This window comes from Candidatus Delongbacteria bacterium (assembly GCA_041675285.1).
GTDB lineage: Bacteria > CAIWAD01 > CAIWAD01 > CAIWAD01 > CAIWAD01 > CAIWAD01.
The window spans coordinates 99,314-121,266 of the sequence record JBAYTZ010000010.1 but is presented as its reverse complement, the minus strand read 5'-3'; the positions used below and the strand labels follow the sequence as shown (position 1 = coordinate 121,266).

17 protein-coding genes and 1 other RNA gene are annotated in these 21,953 nt (G+C 69.9%); 5 read left to right on the top strand and 13 right to left on the bottom strand.

Going from position 1 to position 21,953, the window contains the following annotated elements; translation table 11 throughout:
* Window positions 1-95: 95 nt before the first annotated feature.
* From blaOXA to WC326_11165, 8 genes are all read right to left on the bottom strand, one after another.
* Window positions 96-911 (bottom strand): class D beta-lactamase, encoded by an 816-nt coding sequence (gene blaOXA / locus WC326_11200; GenBank protein MFA7331625.1) that lies wholly within the window; start codon window positions 909-911, stop codon window positions 96-98.
* Window positions 912-913: 2 nt separating this feature from the next.
* Window positions 914-1,378, bottom strand: coding sequence for a nuclear transport factor 2 family protein (locus WC326_11195; GenBank protein ID MFA7331624.1), 465 nt, complete (start codon window positions 1,376-1,378; stop codon window positions 914-916).
* A gap of 384 nt (window positions 1,379-1,762) precedes the next feature.
* A complete protein-coding gene (locus WC326_11190) occupies window positions 1,763-2,263 on the bottom strand; it encodes a DinB family protein (protein ID MFA7331623.1) in 501 nt (166 codons plus the stop codon).
* A 640-nt stretch (window positions 2,264-2,903) separates the two neighbouring features.
* On the bottom strand, window positions 2,904-5,306 hold the full coding sequence (locus WC326_11185) for a sodium-translocating pyrophosphatase (GenBank protein MFA7331622.1): 2,403 nt from the start codon (window positions 5,304-5,306) through the stop codon (window positions 2,904-2,906).
* A 355-nt stretch (window positions 5,307-5,661) separates the two neighbouring features.
* On the bottom strand, window positions 5,662-5,880 hold the full coding sequence (locus WC326_11180; protein ID MFA7331621.1) for a hypothetical protein: 219 nt from the start codon (window positions 5,878-5,880) through the stop codon (window positions 5,662-5,664).
* A 31-nt stretch (window positions 5,881-5,911) separates the two neighbouring features.
* Window positions 5,912-6,118, bottom strand: coding sequence for a hypothetical protein (locus tag WC326_11175; GenBank protein ID MFA7331620.1), 207 nt, complete (start codon window positions 6,116-6,118; stop codon window positions 5,912-5,914).
* Between the two features lie 66 nt (window positions 6,119-6,184).
* Window positions 6,185-8,332 carry a hypothetical protein gene (locus WC326_11170; protein ID MFA7331619.1) on the bottom strand — a complete coding sequence of 716 codons (2,148 nt, stop codon included), beginning with the start codon at window positions 8,330-8,332 and terminating at the stop codon, window positions 6,185-6,187.
* Window positions 8,333-8,380: 48 nt separating this feature from the next.
* Window positions 8,381-10,840 carry a hypothetical protein gene (locus WC326_11165; GenBank protein ID MFA7331618.1) on the bottom strand — a complete coding sequence of 820 codons (2,460 nt, stop codon included), beginning with the start codon at window positions 10,838-10,840 and terminating at the stop codon, window positions 8,381-8,383.
* 108 nt (window positions 10,841-10,948) lie between these two features.
* Here WC326_11165 and ssrA point away from each other — a divergent pair.
* Together ssrA and WC326_11155 are read left to right on the top strand one after the other, a co-directional pair.
* Window positions 10,949-11,304: a transfer-messenger RNA gene (gene ssrA / locus WC326_11160) on the top strand.
* Window positions 11,305-11,433: 129 nt separating this feature from the next.
* The gene (locus WC326_11155; protein ID MFA7331617.1) at window positions 11,434-13,263 is read left to right on the top strand and encodes an inositol monophosphatase family protein; all 1,830 of its coding nucleotides are present in this window, start codon (window positions 11,434-11,436) and stop codon (window positions 13,261-13,263) included.
* An 82-nt stretch (window positions 13,264-13,345) separates the two neighbouring features.
* Here WC326_11155 and WC326_11150 read toward each other — a convergent pair whose 3' ends face one another.
* On the bottom strand, window positions 13,346-13,720 hold the full coding sequence (locus WC326_11150; protein ID MFA7331616.1) for a PAS domain-containing protein: 375 nt from the start codon (window positions 13,718-13,720) through the stop codon (window positions 13,346-13,348).
* 119 nt (window positions 13,721-13,839) lie between these two features.
* Here WC326_11150 and WC326_11145 point away from each other — a divergent pair, with 119 nt between their 5' ends.
* From WC326_11145 to WC326_11135, 3 genes are read left to right on the top strand one after another with little or no spacing between them, the layout of a single operon-like run.
* Window positions 13,840-14,313, top strand: coding sequence for a peroxiredoxin (locus WC326_11145; GenBank protein MFA7331615.1), 474 nt, complete (start codon window positions 13,840-13,842; stop codon window positions 14,311-14,313).
* Window positions 14,314-14,320: 7 nt separating this feature from the next.
* The gene (mutM, locus tag WC326_11140) at window positions 14,321-15,130 is read left to right on the top strand and encodes a bifunctional DNA-formamidopyrimidine glycosylase/DNA-(apurinic or apyrimidinic site) lyase (protein ID MFA7331614.1); all 810 of its coding nucleotides are present in this window, start codon (window positions 14,321-14,323) and stop codon (window positions 15,128-15,130) included.
* 45 nt (window positions 15,131-15,175) lie between these two features.
* Window positions 15,176-16,192, top strand: coding sequence for a GntG family PLP-dependent aldolase (locus WC326_11135; GenBank protein ID MFA7331613.1), 1,017 nt, complete (start codon window positions 15,176-15,178; stop codon window positions 16,190-16,192).
* A gap of 73 nt (window positions 16,193-16,265) precedes the next feature.
* Here WC326_11135 and WC326_11130 read toward each other — a convergent pair whose 3' ends face one another.
* The 4 genes from WC326_11130 to WC326_11115 form a co-directional block, all read right to left on the bottom strand.
* On the bottom strand, window positions 16,266-17,990 hold the full coding sequence (locus WC326_11130) for a methyl-accepting chemotaxis protein (protein ID MFA7331612.1): 1,725 nt from the start codon (window positions 17,988-17,990) through the stop codon (window positions 16,266-16,268).
* A 73-nt stretch (window positions 17,991-18,063) separates the two neighbouring features.
* Complete coding sequence (locus WC326_11125; GenBank protein ID MFA7331611.1) at window positions 18,064-18,558, bottom strand: hypothetical protein; 495 nt, start codon at window positions 18,556-18,558, stop codon at window positions 18,064-18,066.
* Window positions 18,559-19,084: 526 nt separating this feature from the next.
* Window positions 19,085-20,155, bottom strand: a complete 1,071-nt coding sequence (locus WC326_11120) for a branched-chain amino acid aminotransferase (protein MFA7331610.1) — start codon at window positions 20,153-20,155, stop codon at window positions 19,085-19,087.
* A 228-nt stretch (window positions 20,156-20,383) separates the two neighbouring features.
* Window positions 20,384-21,883: a carboxypeptidase M32 gene (locus tag WC326_11115; GenBank protein MFA7331609.1), complete on the bottom strand. Its 1,500-nt coding sequence runs from the start codon at window positions 21,881-21,883 to the stop codon at window positions 20,384-20,386.
* Between the last annotated feature and the right edge of the window lie 70 nt (window positions 21,884-21,953).

Sequence of the window (21,953 nt, the reverse complement as noted above, 5' to 3'; positions counted from 1 at the left end):
ATTACTCTCGACGGGGCCAAGGTAGCACCGCGGACGCTGGGCGCCCGCGGCGGACGCGGCGCGAGCGCGGGGTGTGAAATCTTGAGCACCCGGGCTCAGCGCCCGGGCGGCGGCAGCTCTCCCAGGCCGGCCAGGGCGCGGCGGACCAGTTCCTGGCGCAGCGGCAGGTCGGCCTCGCCGCGCAGGTCCAGGTTGAGGGCGAAAACCAGCGTGCGCCCCTCGCGCTCCAGCCAGCCCACCCACCAGCCGTGGCCGGGTTCGATACGGGCGGCCCAGCCCGTCTTGGCGTGCAGCACGTAGTCCGGCGTGGCCTCCACGATCAGCGCTTCGCGCAGGATGCGCTGGCTGCGCTCCGAGAGCGGCAACTCCAGCCGGGCCAGCCGGGCCAGGAAGCGCACCTGCTCCACGGGGGAGATGGCCAAGGCGCCGTCCAGCCAGAAGTGGTCGACGCCGCCGCCGCAGTCGGCGTTGCCGTAGTCCAGCGAGTCCAGCCAGAGGCGCAGTCGACTCTCGCCGATCCGCCGGGCGAAATCCTGATAGACGGGCACGGATGAAACGGACAGCGCGCTGCGCAGCGTGTGGTCGCGGTTCCAGCCGGCGATGGGATGTGTCACGCCGTCCCAGGGGAGGACCTGGCGCTCGTCGCGCAGCACGCCGGTCTCCAGCGCGATCAGGCTGTTGGGAATCTTGAAGGTGGAGGCGGGCAGCCGGCGCTCCCGGGCCCGGACGGTGTCGCTGGCCAGCCAGTGGCCGCTCTCCAGTTCCTGCATCACCAGGGTTCCCGTCACGCCGGCCGCGCGGAAGAGCGCCAGCCAGTCCGGGCGCAGCTCGGGCGTCCAGGGCTCGGCGGCCCGCAACCCAAGGGCACAGCCACCCAGCAGCAGGAGCAGGAGTAGGAGCAGGTGTTTCACGCTCACTCCCCTTCCGGCGGACAGACGGGCCCGCCCTTGTCGAAGACCACGCGCCAGCGGCCGTCGGCCTCTTTGCGCCAGATGGACTGGAAGGTGGCGATGACCCGGCCATCGGGGTCGCGGACGGGTCCGCTGCTCAGGGCCAGCCCGCCGGAGTCCAGCGCCTCCACGGTCTCGGGCTCCCAGCTGAAGGGCGGCTGCGGGTCCTGGAAGAAGGGCTCCCAGCCCGCCACCACGGCGGCGCGTCCGCGCAGCAGCGTGCGGCCGAAGAAGAGGGCCTCTGCGGAGACGAACCCGGCAAAGGCCGAGAGATCGCGCGCGGCCATGCTGGCGGCGAAGGCCGTCTCGGCGGCCCGCACCTCCACGACCGCCCGCGCGGCGAGGTCGGGCGCCGCGCCGCCCTCCGGCTCGCCCGCCCGGGCACAGAGCGCGCCGGCGAGCAGCAGTCCCAGTTGCCAGTGGTTCATGTTCGGCCTCCGTTACTGGTGGGGCAACTTGATCTCTGGCCTGACTCAAGCGTTCTCAACACAGGGACACAGAGGCACAGAGTTTGAGAGTAGGCCTTGGTCGAGGCCGAATCGTCCTGGGGTCCAAGGTGCGCACGAAGTATGGAAGACTCAAAGACGAACTGTGTCACGTGAGGTGAAGGCCGCCGGTCTGACCGCCCGTGGCTGACCGCCCGTGGCTGACCGCCCGTGGCTGAACATAAACCTGGGTGGATGGCAGCGACCGAAAGATGCTTCACCACAGAGACACAGAGGCACAGTCGAAGCAGCATTTGGATTGGATTCGCAGACGAAGAATACTCGTTCACTACCTGGCTGTGTCTCTGTGCCCCTGTGGTGAGTCCGTTAGACACGCTCGTCGGCGCTGGGGCCGTAGATGCTGGGCAGCGGCGCATCCGTCATGCGCAGGTACACGCTGAGCTGTCCCCGGTGGTGAATCAGGTGGCTGAGGATCATCCCGCGCCAGGCTTGCTGTCGCGGCTGCGTGAAGATGATCCGCTCGCCCATGCTCAGCGTCCAGCTGGTGCGGAGCTGTTCGTCGCTCTGTGCGCTGAGGGCCGTGCGCAGGGCACCCACGTTGGCGTCGAACCGCTCCAAGGCCTCGGCCACGCTCGTCAGGGCCACGTTCCGGGGGCCGCCGTCGGCAGGCAGGGCGAAGGATTCGGTGTTGAAGATGGTCCCGCCCCAGAGCGGAATGCTCAGGATGTGCGTGGCCAGCTCGGCCAACGTCCAGGACTTGGGGTGTGGCCGCCAGTCCAGCTTGTCCTCCGGCAGGCGCTCCAGCATGCGGCGCGTGCTGGCCATCTCGTGCTCGAACTCGGGCAGCAAGGTCTCGACGAGGCTCATGGTCGCGTCCTTCAACTGAAAATGGTGGATGAATCGGCGGCAACATAAGGATGCTCGGCGCCTTCAACACAGGGACGCAGAGGCAGCACGGGTGAGTTGATTCACCACAGAAGCACAGTGGCACAGTGGCACAGGGTTTTGGATTTGGCCTTGGTCGGATCCAGATCGTCCTATGGTCCACTATGTGCACGAAGTCTCGAAGACAAATCGTGTCACGTGTGGTGAAGGCCTTCAGGCCTGAACCAATGAATGGGTGTAGTCCGAAGGACGAACCAACTACAATCGGACCAGGACTCACATGGTTCGGCCGTCTGTCCGACGCCCGCCGCGAGGCGGGCTAGTTACGGCCGCTGAAAAGAGCGCCTCTTTGGTTCCACCTTTCTGGCGCCAGCAGAAAGGTGGAAAACAAGGCTCCCGGCAAGTCACCGGGACGAGCCACGGGATCCCAGCTTTCGCTGGGATGACAGTCATTTTGCCATGGGATCCCCCGGTCAAGCCGGGGGATGACGGCTTGCGAGAATCCTGACCGGCCGTCCCCCATCCCGACCTTCCCGCTGAAGGGGGAAGCAGCTGCCCGAGCTGCCGGGATGACAGGTCTGGGAAAAAGAAAGGGGGCCTTTCGGCCCCCCTTGTCGAAGACTCAGCTGCCGATGCGCATCTTGTAGAAACTGCGCCAGACGAAGACCAGCGAGATGGCGAAGAAGATCGCCGCCAGGCTGAAGCGCAGCCCCTGGCCGAGATTGATCGCCAACTCCACGGCCAGCAGACCGAAGAGGGTGGTGAACTTGATCACCGGGTTCATGGCCACGGAGGACGTGTCCTTGAAGGGGTCGCCCACTGTGTCACCGATCACGACGGCGTCGTGCAGGGGCGTGCCCTTGGCCTTCATGTCGGTCTCGACGATCTTCTTGGCGTTGTCCCAGGCGCCGCCGGCATTGGCCATGAAGATGGCTTGGTAGAGGCCGAACAGGGCGATGGAAATCAGGTAGCCGATGAAGAAGTACTCGTCCAGGCAGGCGAAGGCCAGGGTGGAGAAGAAGACCGTCAGGAAGATGTTGAACATGCCCTTCTGCGCGTACTGCGTGCAGATGGCCACCACCTTCTTGGAGTCCTCCACGTTGGCCTTGGTGGCCCCGGTGTCCAGCTTGATGTTGCGCTTGATGAACTCCACCGCGCGGTAGGCGCCCGTGGAGACGGCCTGGGTGCTGGCCCCCGTGAACCAGTAGATCACGGCGCCGCCCATCACCAGACCCAGCAGGAAGGGCGCGTTCAAGAGCGAGAACATCCCGGCCACGCTGTCCAGCGCTTCCTGGGTGATGTCCATCCCCTCCGGCAGACCCGTCACTTTGCGGGCCAGCAGCACGATGATCGAGAAGATCAGGGTCGTGGCGCCCACCACGGCGGTGCCAATGAGCACGGGCTTGGCCGTGGCCTTGAAGGTGTTGCCCGCGCCGTCGTTCTCCTCGAGGAAGTCCTTGGCCACCTCGAAGTCCGGCTTGAAGCCGAAGTCCTTTTGGATGTTGGCTTCGATGCCCGGGATGGTTTCGATGGTTGAGAGCTCGTAGACCGACTGGGCGTTGTCTGTCACCGGGCCGTAGGAATCCACGGCAATGGTCACCGGGCCCATGCCCAGGAAGCCGAAGGCCACCAGACCGAAGGCGAAGATCGCCGGGGCCACCATGATGGCTGCCAGACCCGTGGAGGCCACGGCGTAGGCCGCGCCCATCAGGATCAGGATGGCCAGGCCCAGCCAGTACGCGCTGAAGTTGCCCGCCACGAAGCCCGAGAGGATGCCCAGGCTGGCGCCGCCCTCTTCGGCGGACTTGACCACTTCCTTCACGTGGGCCGACGAGGTGGAGGTGAAGACCTTGACCAACTCGGGGATGATGGCGCCCGCCAGGGTGCCGCAGGTGATGATGGTGGCCAGCTTCCACCAGAGCGTGCCGTCGCCCAGGGAGGCGATCAGCAGGTAGCTGATCAGGTAGGTCATGCCGATGGAGATGGCGGAGGTCAGCCAGACCAGGCTGGTGAGCGGCGCCTCGAAGTCCATCTTCTTGGCCTCGCCGTAGCGGGCCTTGGCGACCGTCTCGTTGATGTAGTACGAGGCCACGCTGGTGATGATCATCATCACGCGCATGGCGAAGATCCAGACCAGCAGATCGACGCGGAAGGTCTCCTGCACGGCCAGCAGGATGAAGGAGATCAGCGCCACGCCGGTGACGCCGTAGGTCTCGAAGCCGTCGGCCGTGGGGCCCACGCTGTCGCCCGCGTTGTCGCCCGTGCAGTCGGCGATCACGCCCGGGTTGCGCGCGTCGTCCTCCTTGATCTTGAAGACGATCTTCATCAGGTCGCTGCCGATGTCGGCGATCTTGGTGAAGATGCCGCCCGCGATGCGCAGCGCGGCCGCGCCCAGGGACTCGCCGATGGCGAAGCCGATGAAGCAGACGCCGGCCAGGTGCCCGGGCACGAAGAGCAGGATGGCGAGCATGATCAGCAGTTCGATGGAGATCAGCAGCGTGCCGATGGAGATGCCGGCCTTCAGCGGAATGGCGTAGACGGGATAGGGCTTGCCCTTCAGGCTGGCGAAGGCCGTGCGGCTGTTGGCGAAGGTGTTCACGCGGATGCCGAACCAGGCCACGCCGTAAGAGCCGGCGATGCCCACCAGGCTGAAGGCCAGGATGATGATCACGTTGCGCAGGACTTCGCCCGATGTGTCACCGATGGGATTGAGCGCGCCGAAGTAGACGGCGATGATCGCGCCGATGAAGCCCCAGAGCAGCATGATGAACTTGCCCTGCGTCACCAGGTAGGTCTTGCAGGTCTCGTAGATCAGCTCCGAGATCTCCTTCATCGAGGAGTGCACGGGCATGCTCTTCAACTGGTTGTAGACGAACCAGCCGAACAGGCAGCCCAGGGCGCAGATGATCAGGCCCAGGCCCAGCAGGCCCGTTCCGCTGATGCCGCCCAGGTAGGTGTGGCCGCTCAGGTCGGGCACCATCAGGTCCGCTTCGCTGGCCAGCGCCAGCGCGGGACTGGCGCCCATCAGGAGTAGTCGGGTCCAGGCTCTTGCGTTCACGCTTCGTGTCCTCCTTGCCCATGTTTGATGCGTTGTGAGCGGGTTCGGGAGCGGCCCGGCGCAGGCGCAGGCCTCGGTCGCCCGGCGTGGCAAAAGGAAACCGCGGAAGGCCGCGAGCCGCGGCTTCTGAAAAGCGGTGGGCGATGGCTGCCAAATCCTTGCGACGCGGCTGGGACGCCACAAGAAGTCGCTTTTCCCCTTTCAAAGCAATCAGATCGCACGCGAATGGCGGCTCAGGACGGCGATCCGGGCACGGGACGAGGCGGGTGGACCGGGGAATCCCGGCCGCCGGCGCAGGGCGGTGCGTCGAGTCGCGCGGGGTTCAGGGAGTCAGCCAGATGGCGTAATAGATCACGTAGAACCAGGAGAAGATGCCGTGCAGGATGGCCCAGAGCAGGGACTTGTTCAGGCTCCAGGAGATGGTCACCGCCAGGGCCGTGCCCAGGCCGATGCCCGCCTTGGCCGCGCCGCCGCCGCGGTTCCAACGCGAGCGGCAGGCCTCGCCGCGGGAGACTTCGACGTGGATGGTGTCGTCGCTCATGAGACCTCCGGTTTCGGCCGAAGCGGCCGGGTCAATGCTCGAGTTTCCAGGCCACTGCCCCCAGCAGCAGGCTGATCGCCACCAGCAGCAGCGCGTTGGGGACGAAGTAGGGCATCAGCATCAGGGCCACGCCGCCGATGGTGGGCACCCACTCTTTCTTCCGGCGGCCGTATCCGAACCAGAACATGCCCACCACGCTGACCAACAGCTTCCAGAGCAGGGGAAAGGGCAGCTCCATGGGTCTCCTCGCTCCGGCCGCGGGCCGGGCGGGTTGTGTGTCACGCAGCGCGCGGTCCCGGACCCGTCAACGCACCAGCAACAATTTGCGGCTTGCGCTGCGATCCCCAAGCTCCAGCCGGGCGAAATACAGGCCGCTGGGCCAGCCCTCCGCGCCCAGCTGCTGGCGGTGCGTCCCGGCGGCCAGGGGCCCCAGCTCGCGGCGCCAGCGCTCGCGGCCCGCCACGTCGTGCACGGTCAGGCGGGCGGTGGGCGCGGCCCGCTCCAGGGTGAAGGCGAGCTGCGTCGCCGGGTTGAAGGGATTGGGCGCGGCCACCAACTCCAATCTGCCGGGCCGCTGGGGGCCTGGGTCGACGCCGATCTCCCAGACCACCTCCAGGCGCAGCAGGTCGCCGTTCTCCAGGCCCAGCAGGGCGTGTCCGCAACTGCCCGTGCTGAGGCAGCGGGCCACGGCCAGCGGGGCGGCGGGCAGCGGCACCTCTCCCCAACAGCTCAGCGAACCTGAGTGATCCATGAACTCGAAGACCTCGTGGGGGTCGCGCGTCGCCGCCACGCCGTAGCCGGTGGTGGAGCAGGTGCTGACGACGCCCGCGCGCCAGACGGAGTCCGTCACCTCATAGGCGCCGGCGGCGTCGGGTTGCAGCCAATAGAGCGCGCCCGCTGCCGCCGCCACCCCGTCGCCCCAGGAACAGGCGGAGAGGTCGAGCACCGGCCCGCCCAGCTGGAGCACGCCTGCCAGGACGGGCTGGCCCAGGTTCGTGGCGTCCACGTCGAAGAGGCGGCCGTCGGCGCAGCCCACCAGCAGGTGGCGGCCCGCCCACTCGGCGCAGAGCGGCTCGGCAGCCAGGGGAATGGTGCCGTGGTGCAGCAGGAACCACGGGTTGCGGTTGGCCTGCTTGAGGGCCACGAAGGCGTCGGGCGTGACGTAGGCGATGAGGTCGTCGGGGCCCCAGGCCAACAGCTTGACGGGGTCGGTGGGATGGATGCCGCGCAGCTGCACGCCGCCGTCCGTCTCCTCGTAGAAGCGCAGGCCCGCGCCGTAGCGGCAGCCGGCGAACAGGAGCGGTTGCTCGTTCCAATGGCGCCAGGCGATGTCGCCGCCGTCCACGGGCAGGGGCAGCGCCACGTCAGCGGTCTCGATGGGCCCGGGATCCCAACCCCAACTCCAGTCCCAGTGAATGCGTCGGAAGCCCTGGCCCCCGTCCAGGCACCAGAAGGACGGTTCGTGGGGATCCACATGGGGAATGGAGAGCAGGCGGGGCCGCGTGGCGTGGCGGGCCAGCAGGTCCAGGCGCGGGGCGCCGGCCTCCTGGCGCAGCACGTGCAGGCTGACACCAGCGGCCCCCTCGGCCACCAGCAGGCTGTCGTTCCGCAGAGTCAGGCGCCGGGCGGATTCCACCGTGCGCCAGCGGCTCAGCAACAGGGGCTGGTTGACGTCGGACAGGTCCGCCAGCGCCAGCCCGCTGTCCCCGCAAGCCAGCACGAAGAGGCCGTCGCGCCAGACCGCAGCATCGTACACGGGCAGGCCCGCGGACCAAGCCGGCCCAACCGTGGGAGAAGAGGGCTCGTCCACGTTCACGGCGCGCAGTCCGTCGTCGCCCAGGCAGGCGGCCAGCCGCCCGCCGCCGCCCGCCAGCCGCGACACGCCGGGCAGCGCCGCGCGGCCCAGCGGCTGGGGCGGATTGCCCAGATCCACGCCGCGCAGGCTGTCGGCGTCCGTCCACCACGCGCCACCCGTGACGCAGAGGGCTGTCGGTGTGTGGGGCAGGCCGCCTGACCACGGCATCAGACCCGGATCCGCCAGGTCCAGACGCCCGTGCCAGAGCATGCTGTGCGTGGCGGCCACCAGCAGGTCGCCTTCCTGGGCCAGCGCTTGGAAACCCGCCTGCAGGGCCACGGGAGTCTCCCCGCCGCGCTCACGCACACGCAGCATTCCCGGCCCGGTCAACACGGCATTCAGCCGGCTGCCCGCCGCCAGCTCCACGCTTTCGGCCTCCACTTCCTGCCGCTGTTCCATAAGCAGGCCGCCCAAGGGATCCTGGCCCAGCCAGCGCAGGTCCCCTTCGCCCAGCAGACAGGGTGCGCCGGCCTGCCAGCCCACGACCCGCACGTCCACGCCGGGCAGCGTGCCGACGATCTCCACGGCCCGGGCGGGCGCGACCAAGGCCAGGGCCGCCAGGGCGGCGAAGGCCGGCAGCGGGTGATGACGTCTCATGTCGCGCCTTCCAGGTTGCGGGCCGTGTAACACGGCGGTCGATTCCACTCAGTCCAGCTTGATCCGCGCCACCAGCGAGGCGCCGGGCGCCACCTCCAGGCCCGTCAGCTCCGCCGGGTCCAGGGGCAGCACGAACTGTTCCTCCTGCGCCGTGGCCCGCAGGCTGTAGGCCGTGAAGCCCTGGGCTGTGCGGGTCAGCACGGGCAGCACGGTGGAGGGCGCCGGGGGCGCGCTCCAGCCCACGCGCAGGGCCAGCCGCGGGCCTTCCGCCGTCTCCACCCGGCCCGTGCGCACGCGGATCTCCGGCACGACGGACTCGCGCCACTGCCCGTCCAGCCAGGCCCAGAGGGCGCGGGCGTCGCCGAAGCCGCTGCTCTCCAGCAGATCGTTGGCCACCAGGAAATCGGCCAGCGCGCGTTTCACTTCCTGCAGCGGCTCGCGCGGACTGAGGGGCTCGCGCAGGCGCAGCGCCAGTTCGCGCAGGCAGAGCCGGTAGGCGCCGTCCTCCAGGCTCCGCGGATCGCGCAGCCGCCAGCGCAGGTGCTCCAGCAGCAGGGCGAAGCGCCAGGCCAGCAGGTCCTGGGTCTCGGCCGAGTGCCAGCCGCCCTCGGCCCGCTCGCCCAGCGCGGGCAGACTGGCGAACGCGTTGGGACGGAAGAGCGAGAGTTGCCGGTTGAGGGCCGCCTGGCGCAGGCGGCGCGCCCGCGGCGCCCCCTGACGCTCCTCCAGCAGCAGCAGGGCGCAGGCCCGGGCCGCGCCGTGGCGGATCCAGCGCGGCGAGGCCGCGGCCTCCGCCGGTCCCGGCCGCCACCAGCCGCGGCAGAGGATCTCCAGCCGCGCCAGACGGGCCTCCGCCGTGGCCTCGCGCAGCTCGCGCGCGCCAATCTCCAGCGGCTCGTCCGGGGCCAGATCATGGCCCAGCAGCTGATCCTCCTCCTCGCGGCGGTCGGCCGGATTCCCCGTGCGCTCCAGCAGCAGGACGGGCTCCGGCGCCGGCCCCAGCCAGGCTTCCAGCCGCGCGGCGGCGTCCGCCAGCTCCGTCAGCACCTGCTCCTCGCCCAGGATGCCCAGGCTGAGCGTGTCCTGCCCCTGGCTGAGGTCCACGGGTTCGGCGGGGTCCTCGTGCCCCGGCGTGCGCACCTCGCGCTCCCGCGGTAGGTCCAGGTTCTCGATCCCGGCGGTCTGGCGGCGCACGCGGGCCGGCTGCGGCACCTGAAAGGCCGCCCGCTGGCGCAGGGGCGTCCAGCAGAGGGCCGCGCCGCCGCCCAGCGGCAGCAGGTCGCGGGTCTCGGGCAGCAGGCGCTGGGGAGCCAGGGCGTCCAGCCGGGTCGGCGCGGGCGCCAGGCTGTCCGGCCAGGCGGGCAGCAGGTGGCCGGGATCCAGCAGCCGAGCGGGCCGGGCGGCTTCCCACCAGGGCAGGCGGGGAAACCAGTTGCCGCGCACGGCGTGGCGGGAGCCCGGCGCCTCGGCCGTCACCAGCGCGGCCGGGCTGTCGCCCTGCAGGCGCAGGAGGGTGGCCCCCGGCAGAGCTTCCAGCAGCAGCCAGGGGCCGGGGTTGGCCGAGCCGGCGCGCCGGTTGTGGGCGGCGGGCCGGCGCGTGCCGTCGGGCAGCGACCACTCGGCCGTCGTCAGGCGGGCCGCCGGGTCCAGCAACAGCCAGAGCGGTTCCACCCGCGGCGGTCCGATCAGCTCCAGTGTCCAGTGCAGGCGGCCGCCCCGCCGCTCCAGCTCCAGGACCAGACTGTCCACGGCCAGCGCGGGCGTGGCCAGGGTGGGCGGCAGCCAGGCGGGGTCCCGGGGCGGGGCCAGGGAATCTCCCCGGCAGCGCAGAACGCCGCTCAGGGGCACATGCAGGCTGCTGCCCGAGTGCAGCGAGCGCTGCCAGCGGGCGGCGTCCCCCTGCCGCTCCCAGAGCAGGCCGTCGGGCTCGGCCAGCAGCCAGCCTGGCTCCGTGCCGACGGGGGCGTGCAGCAGCGGATGATCCGGATGAAGCCGTCCCAGGGCCCGCTGCACGTCGAATCCAGGCAAGGCTAGAAAGGGCAGGCGGGGCTTGAGCGGGCGCCAGTCCAGCGTGGCCAGCTGGGGCGGCAGCTCCGCGCAGAGCCAGCTGACCTGCCGCAGCCGCTTGTCCTCCGCGTGCCGTCCCAGGGCGGCCCGGGCGGCCAGGGTTTCCAGCTCACCGGGCTGCGCCGGGTCCAGCCGGCCCCGGCCGCTCAGCTCCACCACGAAGAGGCTGTCGCCGTCCACCAGCAGCGGCAGCACGCGGCAGACGCCGCGCTCCCAGGCCAGGGTTCCCAACTGGAAGGGGAGGACCAGATCCTGCACCGGGGCGCGCCGGGCCCGGACGGGCTCGCGCAGGTCGGCCAGGGCGCGCTCCCAATCGTCCAGCACGCCGGCCCGGGCCGTGCCCCAGAGCGCCAGCAGGAGGACCAGCCAGCCCCGGGTTCGCGCCGGCACCAGGATTCGGTGGGACCATGAGTGCGGAAAAACGGGGTGGGTGCGGTTCATGCGGGGACTCCCTGGAATGGCGTGCCGCAGCAAGATGAGCGCCGGGTCCGGATGATGCAAGCAAATGCCGGTCGGTTAGCGGCGGATTCCCTATGTTGCCGGCCATTCGGGGACGTTCGTGGGATTCGACGGGATGGTCGGGACCCCGGGCTGCATGTCGTGGACGCGCCGGAGCCCCACGTTAAAAGTTTCGGCAACAACATAATCGGCAACGATTACGCTCTCGCCGCCTAGTAACTAGGCAGCCGAAGACCCTGAGCCTGCTCACGGCCCAGGGACCCTTCGTCATCTTGTGAGCTGGCCCCAAGGATGTGGTTGAGTCGGCGGGGCGAGATCTTTCAACCTGGGGGCGCCGCAGCGTGATCGTTCGCGTCGGCGTCCCAAGATCAAACAACGATCTACACATGTAGAAGCCCAGGGAAGCGCTGTTTCGGACGAGGGTTCAACTCCCTCCGTCTCCATGAACCCGGATGAGGCCGGCCTGCGGGCCGGCCTTTTTTGTCACACGCGACCGCACCGGCACTCGCTTTTGTGTCCATCACTTCAGGCCCAGCCGCCACAGCTACGGGCCCGCGACCAGTTCGGGAGTTTCCATGTCCCTTAGCGCACGTGAACTGGAGGTCCGCCTGGCGGCGGCCCGCGAGGCCGCCACGGAGGCGGCGCGCCAGCTCTGGGTGGAGTACCATCGCCCGGGCGGGCCGCGGGGCGCGGGCAGCCACGCCGACGTGGACGAGGAGGTGGAGGCGCGCATCCAGGAGATCCTGGGCCGGCATTGCCCGGGGGACGGCTGCCTGGGCGAGGAGCTGCACGCCCGCGTGCTCGGGGACGGGCCGCGCGTGGGCGGCCACCTGTGGATCGTGGATCCCAACGACGGCACCTCGCCCTACCTGAAGGGCTGCCGCGGCTCGGCGGTCTCCATCGGGCTGGTGGAGGAGGGGCGACCCGTGCTGGGCGTCGTCATGGCCTGGGACGGACCGGAGGGGGTGGGCGAGCAGCTGGCCTGGCGGGCCGGCGGACCCCTGCTGCGCAACGGCGTGGAGACGAGCCGGGAGTGGCCCGCCGGTGGGGAGGGCGCGCTGGCCCTGGTCTCCCACGAGGCCGACCGCAAGAACTCGCTGGCCAACGCCCAGGCCGTGGCGCCGCTGCGCTACGTGACCCTGCCCAGCATCGCGCTGCGCATGGCCCTGGTGGCCGCAGGCGAGGGCGACGTGACGGTCTCGCTGGGCGGGCCGGAATCCTGGGATCTGGCCGGCGGGCACGCCCTGCTGCTGGCGGTGGGCGGGGAGCTGGTGAACGGCGCCGGGGAACCCATCCGCTACGGGGCGGACGGGAGCTGCAACAACGACGGCCGGGCCTTTGGTGGGGCGCCCGCCCTGGTGCGCGAGCTGGCCGCCCGGGACTGGAGCGGCGTGGGCGCGCGGACCCCGGCGGAAGCGGGTCTGGACCTGGCCTTCCCCGTGGCGCGGGCCGTGCGTCCGGACTGGGGCCGCCTGCGGCGCGCCCAGGGCTGCCTGCTGGGGCTGCTGGCCGGGGACTCGCTGGGCGGGCTGGTGGAGTTCCGCGACCCGGCCTGGATCCGCGAGAACTTCCCCGCGGGCCTGCGCGAGCTGGAGGACGGCGGCCAGTGGAACACGCTGGCCGGCCAGCCCACTGACGACGGCGAGATGGCCCTGCACCTGGCGCGCACCCTGGTGCGGGACGGCGTCTTCACACCCGAGGCTGTGCTGGAATCCTACCGCAGCTGGCTGCACTCGGGCCCCTTCGACGTGGGAACCACCACGCGGCTGGGGCTGACGGCGCGTCCCGACGCCCAGAGCCAGGCCAACGGGGCCCTGATGCGCGTCGCGCCGCTGGGCATCTTCGTGGCGGGACAGCCGCGGGAGCGGGCCGAAGAGTGGGCCTCCCAGGACGCGGGCCTGACCCATCCGCATCCGGTCTGCCGCCAGGCCTCGGCGCTGTTCGCCGGGGCCGTCGCCTCCGCCGTGAGCCGGGGCCACGGGCCGGAGCGGATCTACGCCGGCCTGCTGGGCCGCGCCGCCGCGCTGGGCGTGGACACCTCGCTCCTGGAGGTCCTGCGCGCGGCTCGCACGGCGCCGCCCGCGGACTACCACTCCCAGATGGGGTGGGTGCTGGTGGCCTTCCAGAACGCAGTCTGGCAGCTGCTGCACGCCCCCAGCCTGGAGGAGGCCCTGGTGGACACGGTGGGGCGCGGCGGCGACACGGACACCAACGCGGCCATCGCGGGCGCGCTGCTGGGGGCCGTCCACGGCCTGGACGCGCTGCCGGCCCGCTGGCGTCTGCGCCTGATGGCCTGTCGGCCGTTGCCGGGATTGGCGGAGGTGGAGCATCCGCGGCCCCGGGCCTGCTGGCCGGTGGACGCCCTGGTGCTGGCCGAGCGGCTGCTGACGGCCGCCCGGGGCTGATGAGAGGAATGGCTCACCACAGAGTCACAGAGGCACAGAGCCAAGGGATGGATCGGCGTCGGCGGGGTGGGGGCGGAGTGAATCAGGTGGAAGACGCGCTGTCACCCCGATCCTCGTGGAACACGAAGACTGTGCCGCAGCGGAAACTCCCCTGATAGAGCGGCGAAACGCTGACCCGGCGCTCCAGGGTCTCCCCCCAGCGGGCCCGCAGGCGGCAGGGCTGGTTGACCAGGCACTCGCCGGAGTGGAGGAGTTCCTGCCAGACGGTGTCCGCCAGCACGCCTTCCGGGTCCAGGATCTCCTGCACGGGCTGGCTCACCGCCTCCCAGAGCGGCCAGCCGATCAGGCGCTCGGCCGCGGGATTCATGTACTGCACCATGCCGGTGGCGTCGCTGGCCAGGACGGGTTCCATCAGGTGGTCCAGGATGGCCCGGTGGAATTGCATCCGATCCAACATGCGCCTCCCCCCTCGTTGGGAATCAGGCCCGGCGCCGGGGAAGGGCGCCGCGCGGCTTCTCGCTTCACGCTGCATGAATCGACAAGTTGCAGCCGGATCTCAAGTGGAAGGGAAAGAAAATGGCCTTGACGCCCGGTGAACCCGTGCCTGGATTCCTGCTGGAGGACGAAGGTCAGCTGCCGCTGCGGCCGGAGGACTTTCGCGGCCGCTGGTGGGTCTGCTACGCCTACCCCAAGGACAACACCCCCGGCTGTACGCAGGAGGCGCGGGACTTCAGCGGCCTGCTGGAGGAGTTCCGGGCCCTGGGGGCCGAGGTCGTGGGCGTCAGTCCGGACAAGCCCGCCAGCCACCGCAAGTTCATCGACGGGCAGGGCCTGGGGCTGCGTTTGCTCAGCGACCCGGAGCACGTCCTGCTGGAGCCCTGGGGCGCCTGGGGCCTGAAGAAGTTCATGGGACGCGAGTACCAGGGCGTCAAGCGCAGCACGTGGCTGGTGGACCCCGCGGGCCGGCTGGCCGAGGTCTGGACGGACGTCAAGGTCAAGGGCCACGCCGAGGCCGTGCTGGCCAGCCTGCGCGCCCGGCTGGGCCGCTGAGGTCGCCGTGCCCGAGTTGCCCGAAGTCGAGACCGTCGCGCGACAGCTGGACCGGGTCCTGCCCGGCCGGATCCTGCGCGGCCTGCAGGTGCGGGACCCCAAGCTGGCCCACCTGGAGTCCTTGGCCGGCAGCCTGGGCGGCGCCCGGTTGGGGCGGATCCGGCGCAGTGGCAAGCGCGTGATCCTGCCGCTGGAGGACGAAGGGTCCGTCCGGGGCTGGCTGGCCGTGCACCTGCGCATGACCGGACGCCTGCTGCTGGTGGAGGAGGGCGCAGCCGAGCCCGCTCCCGCCCGCCTCTGCCTGGAGCTGGACCGGGGCCGGCTGCTGTTCGCGGACACGCGCCGCTTCGGCACGGTGGATTGGCTTACCCGGCCCGCCGAACTGGCCCCGCCGGGGCTGGATCCCTTCGACCCCGCCTGCACGCCCACCGCCCTGGCGGAGCTGGCCCGCGCGGCCCGCGCCCCGCTCAAGAGCTGGCTGCTGGACCAAAAGCGCGTCTGCGGGCTGGGCAACATCTACGTCTGCGAGATCCTGCACGCCTGCCGCCTCTCGCCCTGGCGCGCGGCGGGCAGCCTGGAGCCGGCGCAGTGGCGGCTCCTGCACCGGGAGATGCGGCGCATCCTGCGCCTGGCCATCGAGAACTGCGGCACCACCTTCTCGGACTTCCAGGACAGCCGCGGGCTGGAGGGCTCCTTCGGCCGGATGCTGCAGGTCTACGGCCGCGCCGGGGCGGCCTGCCCGCGCTGCGGCGCCGTGGTGCAACGCGAGACCCAGGCCCAGCGCGGCAGCTGGTGGTGCCCGGGCTGCCAGGAATAGCCTGGTTCAGCGCCGGGCGCGGCCCGGCCGGTCAAGGAGAAACGGATGGAGACACTGGACTTCCGCTCGGACACGCTGACCCGGCCGGATGAGGGCATGCGGCGCGCCATGGCCGCCGCCGAGGTGGGCGACGACGTCTTCGGCGAGGACCCCACCGTCCGCCGGCTGGAGGAGCGGGTGGCCGCGCTGTTCGGGCACGAGGCGGCCCTGCTCACGCCCAGCGGCACCATGTCCAACCTGATCGCCGTGGGCCTGCACTGCGCCCGCGGCGAGGAGGCCGTGCTGGAGCGGCGCACCCACACCTTCTTCCACGAGGCGGGTGGCATGTCCGCGTTGATGAACGTGCTGCCGTGGGTGGTGGATTGTCCGGAGGGCTGGCTCACGCCGGAGGCGCTGGACGGGGCCATCCGCGCGGACAACGTGCACTTTCCCCGCACCCGGCTGGCCATCGTGGAGAACACGGCCAACCTGGCCGGCGGCCGCGTGGTGCCTGTGGACGTGCTGACCCGCCTGCGGGGCATCTGTCGGGAGCGCGGCCTGGCCCTGCACCTGGACGGGGCGCGGATCTGGAACGCGGCCGTGGCCGCGAACCTGGCGCTGAGCGAGTACGGCGCGCTGGCGGACACTCTCAGCTGCAGCCTTGCCAAAGGCCTGGGCTGCCCGGTGGGCAGCCTGCTGGTGGGGGACCGGGAGCGGATCGACGGGGCCCGGCGGCTGCGCAAGATGCTGGGCGGCGGCATGCGCCAGGCCGGCGTGCTGGCCGCGGCGGGACTCTACGCGCTGGACCACTGGCTGCCGCGTCTGGCCGAGGACCACGAGCGGGCGCGCCAGGTGGCCCTGACCCTGCGCTGCCTGCTGGACGAATCCGTCGTCGTGCAGGAGCCCGAGAGCAACATGGTGCTGTTGCACACGGGCGAGCCCGCGCTGACGAAACACCTGCTGGCGGAGTGGGAGCGACGCGGCGTCCGCGCCCTGGCGCTGGGGGAGACGCGGATCCGGTTGGTCACCCACCACGACCTGCCACCGGACATCGGCTTCCAGCTGGAGGCCCGGCTGGGCTGACATAAAGACGCCCGGCCTGTGACTCCCCAGGGGAGCGGCCGGGCGCCGACTGCCTCGAATGTTGGCGGAGCGCTCAGATCCGGAAGCGCCGGACGGCCTCCGTCAGGCCCGCCGAGATCCGGCCCAGGCGCGTGGCCGCGTCCTGCAGTTCCTGGGCGCCCGCCGTGGTGCCCTCGGCCCCCTGGACCACCACGTCCACGCCGGTGGCGATGGAGCGCGAGCCGTCCGCCGCGCTGGTCAGGCTTTGGTTGATCTCCGAGGTGGTCACGGCCTGTTCCTCCACCGCGCCGGCGATGGTGGTCTGGATCGAACTCACCCGCGTGATGGCCTCGTTGATGCGGGCGATGGCCGCCACCGCCTGGGCCGTGTCCTGCTGGATCACGGCGATGCGCGAGCCGATGGCCTCCGTGGCCCGGGCGGTCTCCTTGGCCAGTTCCTTCACCTCGTTGGCCACCACGGCGAAGCCCCGGCCCGCGTCGCCGGCCCGGGCGGCCTCGATGGTCGCGTTCAAGGCCAGCAGGTTGGTCTGCTCGGCGATGGAGGTGATCACCTTCACTACCTCGCCGATCTCGCGGCTGCTCTCGCCCAGCTTGTCCACGGTGACGTTGGCCTGGTCGGCCAGCTGGACGGCGCTGGCGGCCGTGTTGGCCGCGTCCGTGGAGCTGCGGGCGATTTCGTTGATGGAGGCGCCCATCTCCTCGGTGGCCGTGGCCACGCTCTGGATGTGCTGGTCCACCATTTGGGTCTGTCCGGCCATCTGGCCGGCCCGCTGGGCGCTGGCCCGCGCCTCCCCCAGCATCTTGGTCGAAACCCGGGTCAGATCCGTGGCCGCGCCAGCCAGGGTCTCCCCGTCGCCGGCCAGCCCCTTCATCAATTCGCGCAGCCTGCCCACCGTGGTGTTGAAGCCCTGGGTCAAGCGGCCGATGGCGTCCTCGCGCTCGGCCTGCAGGTGCTGCGTCAGGTCGCCCTCGGCGAAGCGCTGCATGGCACCCAGCAGGACCTCCACGCTGCGGTTGAGGTAGGCCTGCTGCTCCTCCAGGCTTTGCATGGAACCGCGGATCTTGCCCAGCATGAGGTTGAAGGTCTCCGCCAGCTGGCCGATCTCGTCCCGGCTTTGGACCTGGGCCTCCACGCTGAAATCCCCCTCCACCACGCGGCGCGCCGCGGCATCCAGCTCCTGCAGCGGCCGGACGATGCGCCGGATGATCAGCGCGAACAGGAGCATGCCCACGGTCATCCCGCAGAGGGCCACGAAGAGCGTGACCGCCCGGAGCAGCAGGATGTCCCGGGCCATGTCCTCGCTGGACTGCTCGAGCACCACGCGGCCCAGGGGCTGGCCCTCGCTGAACAGGGCCATCACCGAGATGTTGTGGCCGGGCCGCTCCAGCACCACGAAGGGTTCCGCGGGACTCAGCGGCGCATCCAGGGCGCCCCGCAGGGCGCTGGGGTCGAAGTCGTCGCCCGCCCGCTTGTACACGGCGAAGGGCGTGCCGTCCGCCTGGAAGACCGCCGTGGCGTGGATGGACTCGGCGGCTTCGAGGCTGCCCAGCCGCTCCATCACGGCGCTGCTGTCCCCGAAGACCAGGCCCGTTTCCACGCCCTGGGCCAGCATGCGCGTGACGATCTCCAGCTGGCCGTGGGCCTGTTTCTCCAACTGCCAGCGCTGCACGGCCGGAAAGAAGACCACCATGAAGACGGCCGTCATGCCCAGGAGCAACAGGTTGATCCGGAACAGCTTCTGGCGGATGCGCAGGTCGTCGAAATTCCGGCTCATCAAACGGAGGAGCAACGTCATCATCAAACCCTTCCCTCAAGCCCGGGCCGGCGAGCGCCGGTGCTCCGGGCCGCTGTTTCCCAACGCGGCTGGACGATCAGCGGATGATCTTGGCCAGTCCCAGCACCTGGCTGTCGATGCTGTGGCCGCAGGCCGTGTAGGCCGACAGGCTGACCAGCAGCTTGGGTTTGGCGTCCACCATGCCCACCCCGACGGCCACGCGGTTCTGTTCCACGGCGCTGCGCGTCCCGCACAGGCTGAGCACGCCGCCGGGCAGCTTGCCCGCCGCGCTCTCCGCGCCCGGACAGAAGTAGGCCACCTTGGCGCCGGCCAGCGCTCCGGGCAGAGCGCCCACCTCGCAGACCACAGGCTTGAAGCCCGCCCCCTTGAACGCGCCGGCCAGGGCGTTGGCGGTCTTGGCGTCGCCGCTGTGCACGACCAGCACCGCGCAGTGTTCGGCGTCGGGGAGGGTGGAATCGAACTTGAGCACCTTTTTCAAGATGGAGACCTGCAGGTCGACGGGGACTTCCAGGGCCGCCAGCGCCAGAATGGGGAGCAGCAGCAGGGGCAGGAGCTTCAGGATATGTCTCATGAGGGCCTCCAAGTTCACGGGAGAACATATCGGCCCTGGGACTGGGGGAGTTTAGGAGTGGCTGGATGGAGTTCAATAAGTGAAAGGTTTTTAACGGAAGCCGTGCTTGAATCGCTGCTTTGGCGACGGATCGGGACAGGCCCGTTGCCCATCCCGGCACTGGCCGGGGCCTACGATTGCCACCTTTCTGCTGGCGCCAGAAAGGTGGCGCCAAAGAGGCGCTTTTTCTCACTCGCCAGAGTCAGCCCGCCTCCCGGCGGGCTTCCGCTGGCGGCAGCGGCTCCTTCCTGTCTCCGCGTAGTTGGTTCGCCCTTCGGGCTTCACCCAGGTTCTGGTTCAGCGCTGCGCGCTTCACCTCGCCCAGCCCGGCCACTTCCGCCTGATTTGGGAAAGCAGAGATCGGGTGAACCATCCCAACGGAGGATTCGCCAGCGAGCTTAGTTCGGCTGGAAGCCAGAACTCCCTGGTCATGACCGTAGAGTGAAAAAGGGGGCCGCGGCCCCCTGTCGTTCCTTGTGAGACGCGGTTAGCAGACCTCGACGACCCAGCCGAAGGGATCCGCCAACTCGCCGTACTGGATGCCCGTGATGGTGTCGTAGAGCTTCTGGGCCATGGGGCCGATCTGCTTGCCGTTGATCTGGATCGTCTCGTTGTTGTACTGGATCTCCCCGACCGGGCTGATCACCGCGGCCGTACCCGTGCCGAAGACCTCCTCGAGCTCACCGGAATGGGAGGCCTCGAAGAGCTGCTGGATGCTCACCCGCTGCTCGTGGACGGGCGTGCCCCAGGAGCGGCAGAGGTCGATCACGCTCATACGCGTGATGCCCGAGAGGATGGTGTCGCCATCCAGCGGCGGGGTGTAGAGTTCGCCGTTGATCTTGAAGAAGATGTTCATGGTGCCCACTTCTTCGATGTACTTGTGCTCCGTGGCGTCCAGCCAGAGCACCTGGGTGAAGCCCTTCTCCTTGGCGCGCTTGGCCGGCAGCAGGCTGGCGGCGTAGTTGGCCGGGGTCTTGGCCATGCCCAGACCGCCCTTGGCGGCGCGGCTGTGGTGCTGGGCGACGTGCAGGCTGACGGGCTTCATGCCTTCGGCGTAGTAGGCGGCCACCGGGCTGAGCAGGACGATCAGGCGGAAGCTCTGGCTGGACTGCACGCCCAGGATGTTGTCCATGGCGATGACGAAGGGCCGGACGTAGAGGCTGTGGCCGCGCTCGGCGGGCACGAAGTCGCGCTCTTCGCGGATCAGCTGGGTCAAACCGGCCAGCACCACGTCCTCGGCGATTTCCGGGATGCAGAGGGCGCGGCAGGAGCGGTTCAGGCGGGAGGCGTGGCGGTCCGGCCGGAAGAGCACGATCCGGCCGTTGGACTGGCGGAAGGCCTTCAAGCCCTCGAACACGGCCTGGCCGTAATGGAAGGTCATGTTGGCCGGCGAAATGGCCATCGGCTCGTTGGGTTCGATGCGCGGGCTGTGCCAGGCGCCGTCGCTGTAGTCCATCACGAACATGTGGTCCGTGAAGTAGACCCCGAAGCGCAGGTTGCTGTAGTCGATGCTGTCCCTGCGGCTGGTGGCGATCCGGGTGACGGGAAATGCTCCCATGCGGTCCTCCTTTATCCTGAAGTCTGCCGGGATGGCAGCCCGCGGCCCCGCTTCGGGACTCTTGCGGCGAGCGGCAATGTGTTAAAAATTCGGCGGCCCTCCCGGGGTGGAGCAGCGCCGGGGAGAATTCCCCAGCGGCCACTGGCCGGCGGGTCGTGTGTGATAGATCAGATTGATGGGCAATCTGATCCATCATGGTGCTCGTCAAACTCCCGGGGTTGGGGCGGGCTACTCCAGGCCGTAGATCTCGCCGTACTTCTCCCGCACGTACTGCAGGAAGGGTTGGGGGGAGAGCTCGCGTCCGGTGGCCTGGCGCAGGATCTCCGCCGGGTCCAGGGAGCGGCCGTGGCGGTAGACCTTGTCCGTCAGCCAGTCCTTCAGCGGAGCCAGCCGGCCGGAGGAGATCTGCTCGTCCAGGTCGGGCAGCTCGGCGCGGGCCTGGTTGAAGATCATCACGCCGTAGAGGTTGCCCAGGGCGTAGGTGGGGAAGTAGCCGACGGAGGCGTCCGCCCAGTGCATGTCCTGCATGCAGCCCTCGGCCACCGTGGGCGGGGTGAGGCCCAGGGTGTCGCGCATCTTTTGGTTCCAGGCCTCGGGCAGGTCGCGGACGGCCAACCGGCCGGAGAGCAGCTCCAGCTCCAGCTCGAAGCGCACGAAGATGTGCAGGCTGTAGGTGACCTCGTCGGCCTCGATGCGGATCAGGCTGGGCTTGACCCGGTTGATGGCCTCGTGGAAGCGCTGGAAGCCCACGCCCTCCAGCTGGGCCGGGAAGCGGTGCTTGACCTCGCCGAACCAGCGGTTCCAGAAGGGCCGGGAGCGGCCCACCAGGTTCTCCCACAGGCGGCTCTGGCTCTCGTGGATGCCCAGGCTGCTGCCCTGGGCCAGCGGTCCGCGGTCGAAGGCGGGGTTGATGTTCTGCTCGTAGAGGGCGTGTCCGCCCTCGTGCAGGCTGCCGAACAGGCCGGCGCGGAAATCGCACTCGTGGATGCGCGTGGTCACCCGCACGTCGGGGATGCCGAAGCCCGTGGTGAAGGGGTGCGGGCTCTTGTCCTGCCGGCCGTGGGCGAAGTCGTAGCCCATGGCGCCGAGAATCTCCACGGTGAAGTCCCACTGGGCCTGGGGATCGAAGGCCTGGTAGAGGAAGGCGTCGTCCACGCGCCCGGCGCGCTCGAAGAGCTGGCGCGCCAGCGGCACCAGCCCCGCGCCCAGCTCGGCGAAGATGGTCTGCAGGCGGCTGGTGAGCAGGCCGGGTTCGTAGCGGTTGAGCAGCGCGTCGTAGGGCTGCTCGGGATACCCCAGGGCGTCGGCCTCCTCGCGCACGATGGCGAAGATCTCCTCCAGGTGGGGCCGGTAGGCGTCGAAATTGTTGAGGGGTTTGTTGATCATCCAGCTGTCCAGGGCCCGTCCGGTGGCCTCGGACTTGCGCTGGACCAGCTCGCCGGGGAGGCGCAGGGCCTGGTCCAGGTCGCGCCGGGTCACCACCACCAGCCGGGCGTCCAGGGGCTCCAGCTCGCCCAGCCGGGCCTCCAGGGCGCTCACCAGCTCCGAGGTCTCCGGCGCAGCCAGCCACTCGTGGGAGAGACGCTGGAGCGTGGCCATCTGGCGCACGCGGGGTTCCAGGCCGCCCCGGGGCATGTAGGTGTGCTGATCCCAGCCCAGCAGGGCCTGCGCGGAATCCAGATCGTTGATGGTGGCCAGCCGGGCCTTGAGGCGCTTGAGCGTGTCCATGAGGAACCTCGTTGTGTTGCCGGGCTGCAAGGTAAGGATCGGCAGGGCTGGAGGGCTGGGGTTTCAGGGG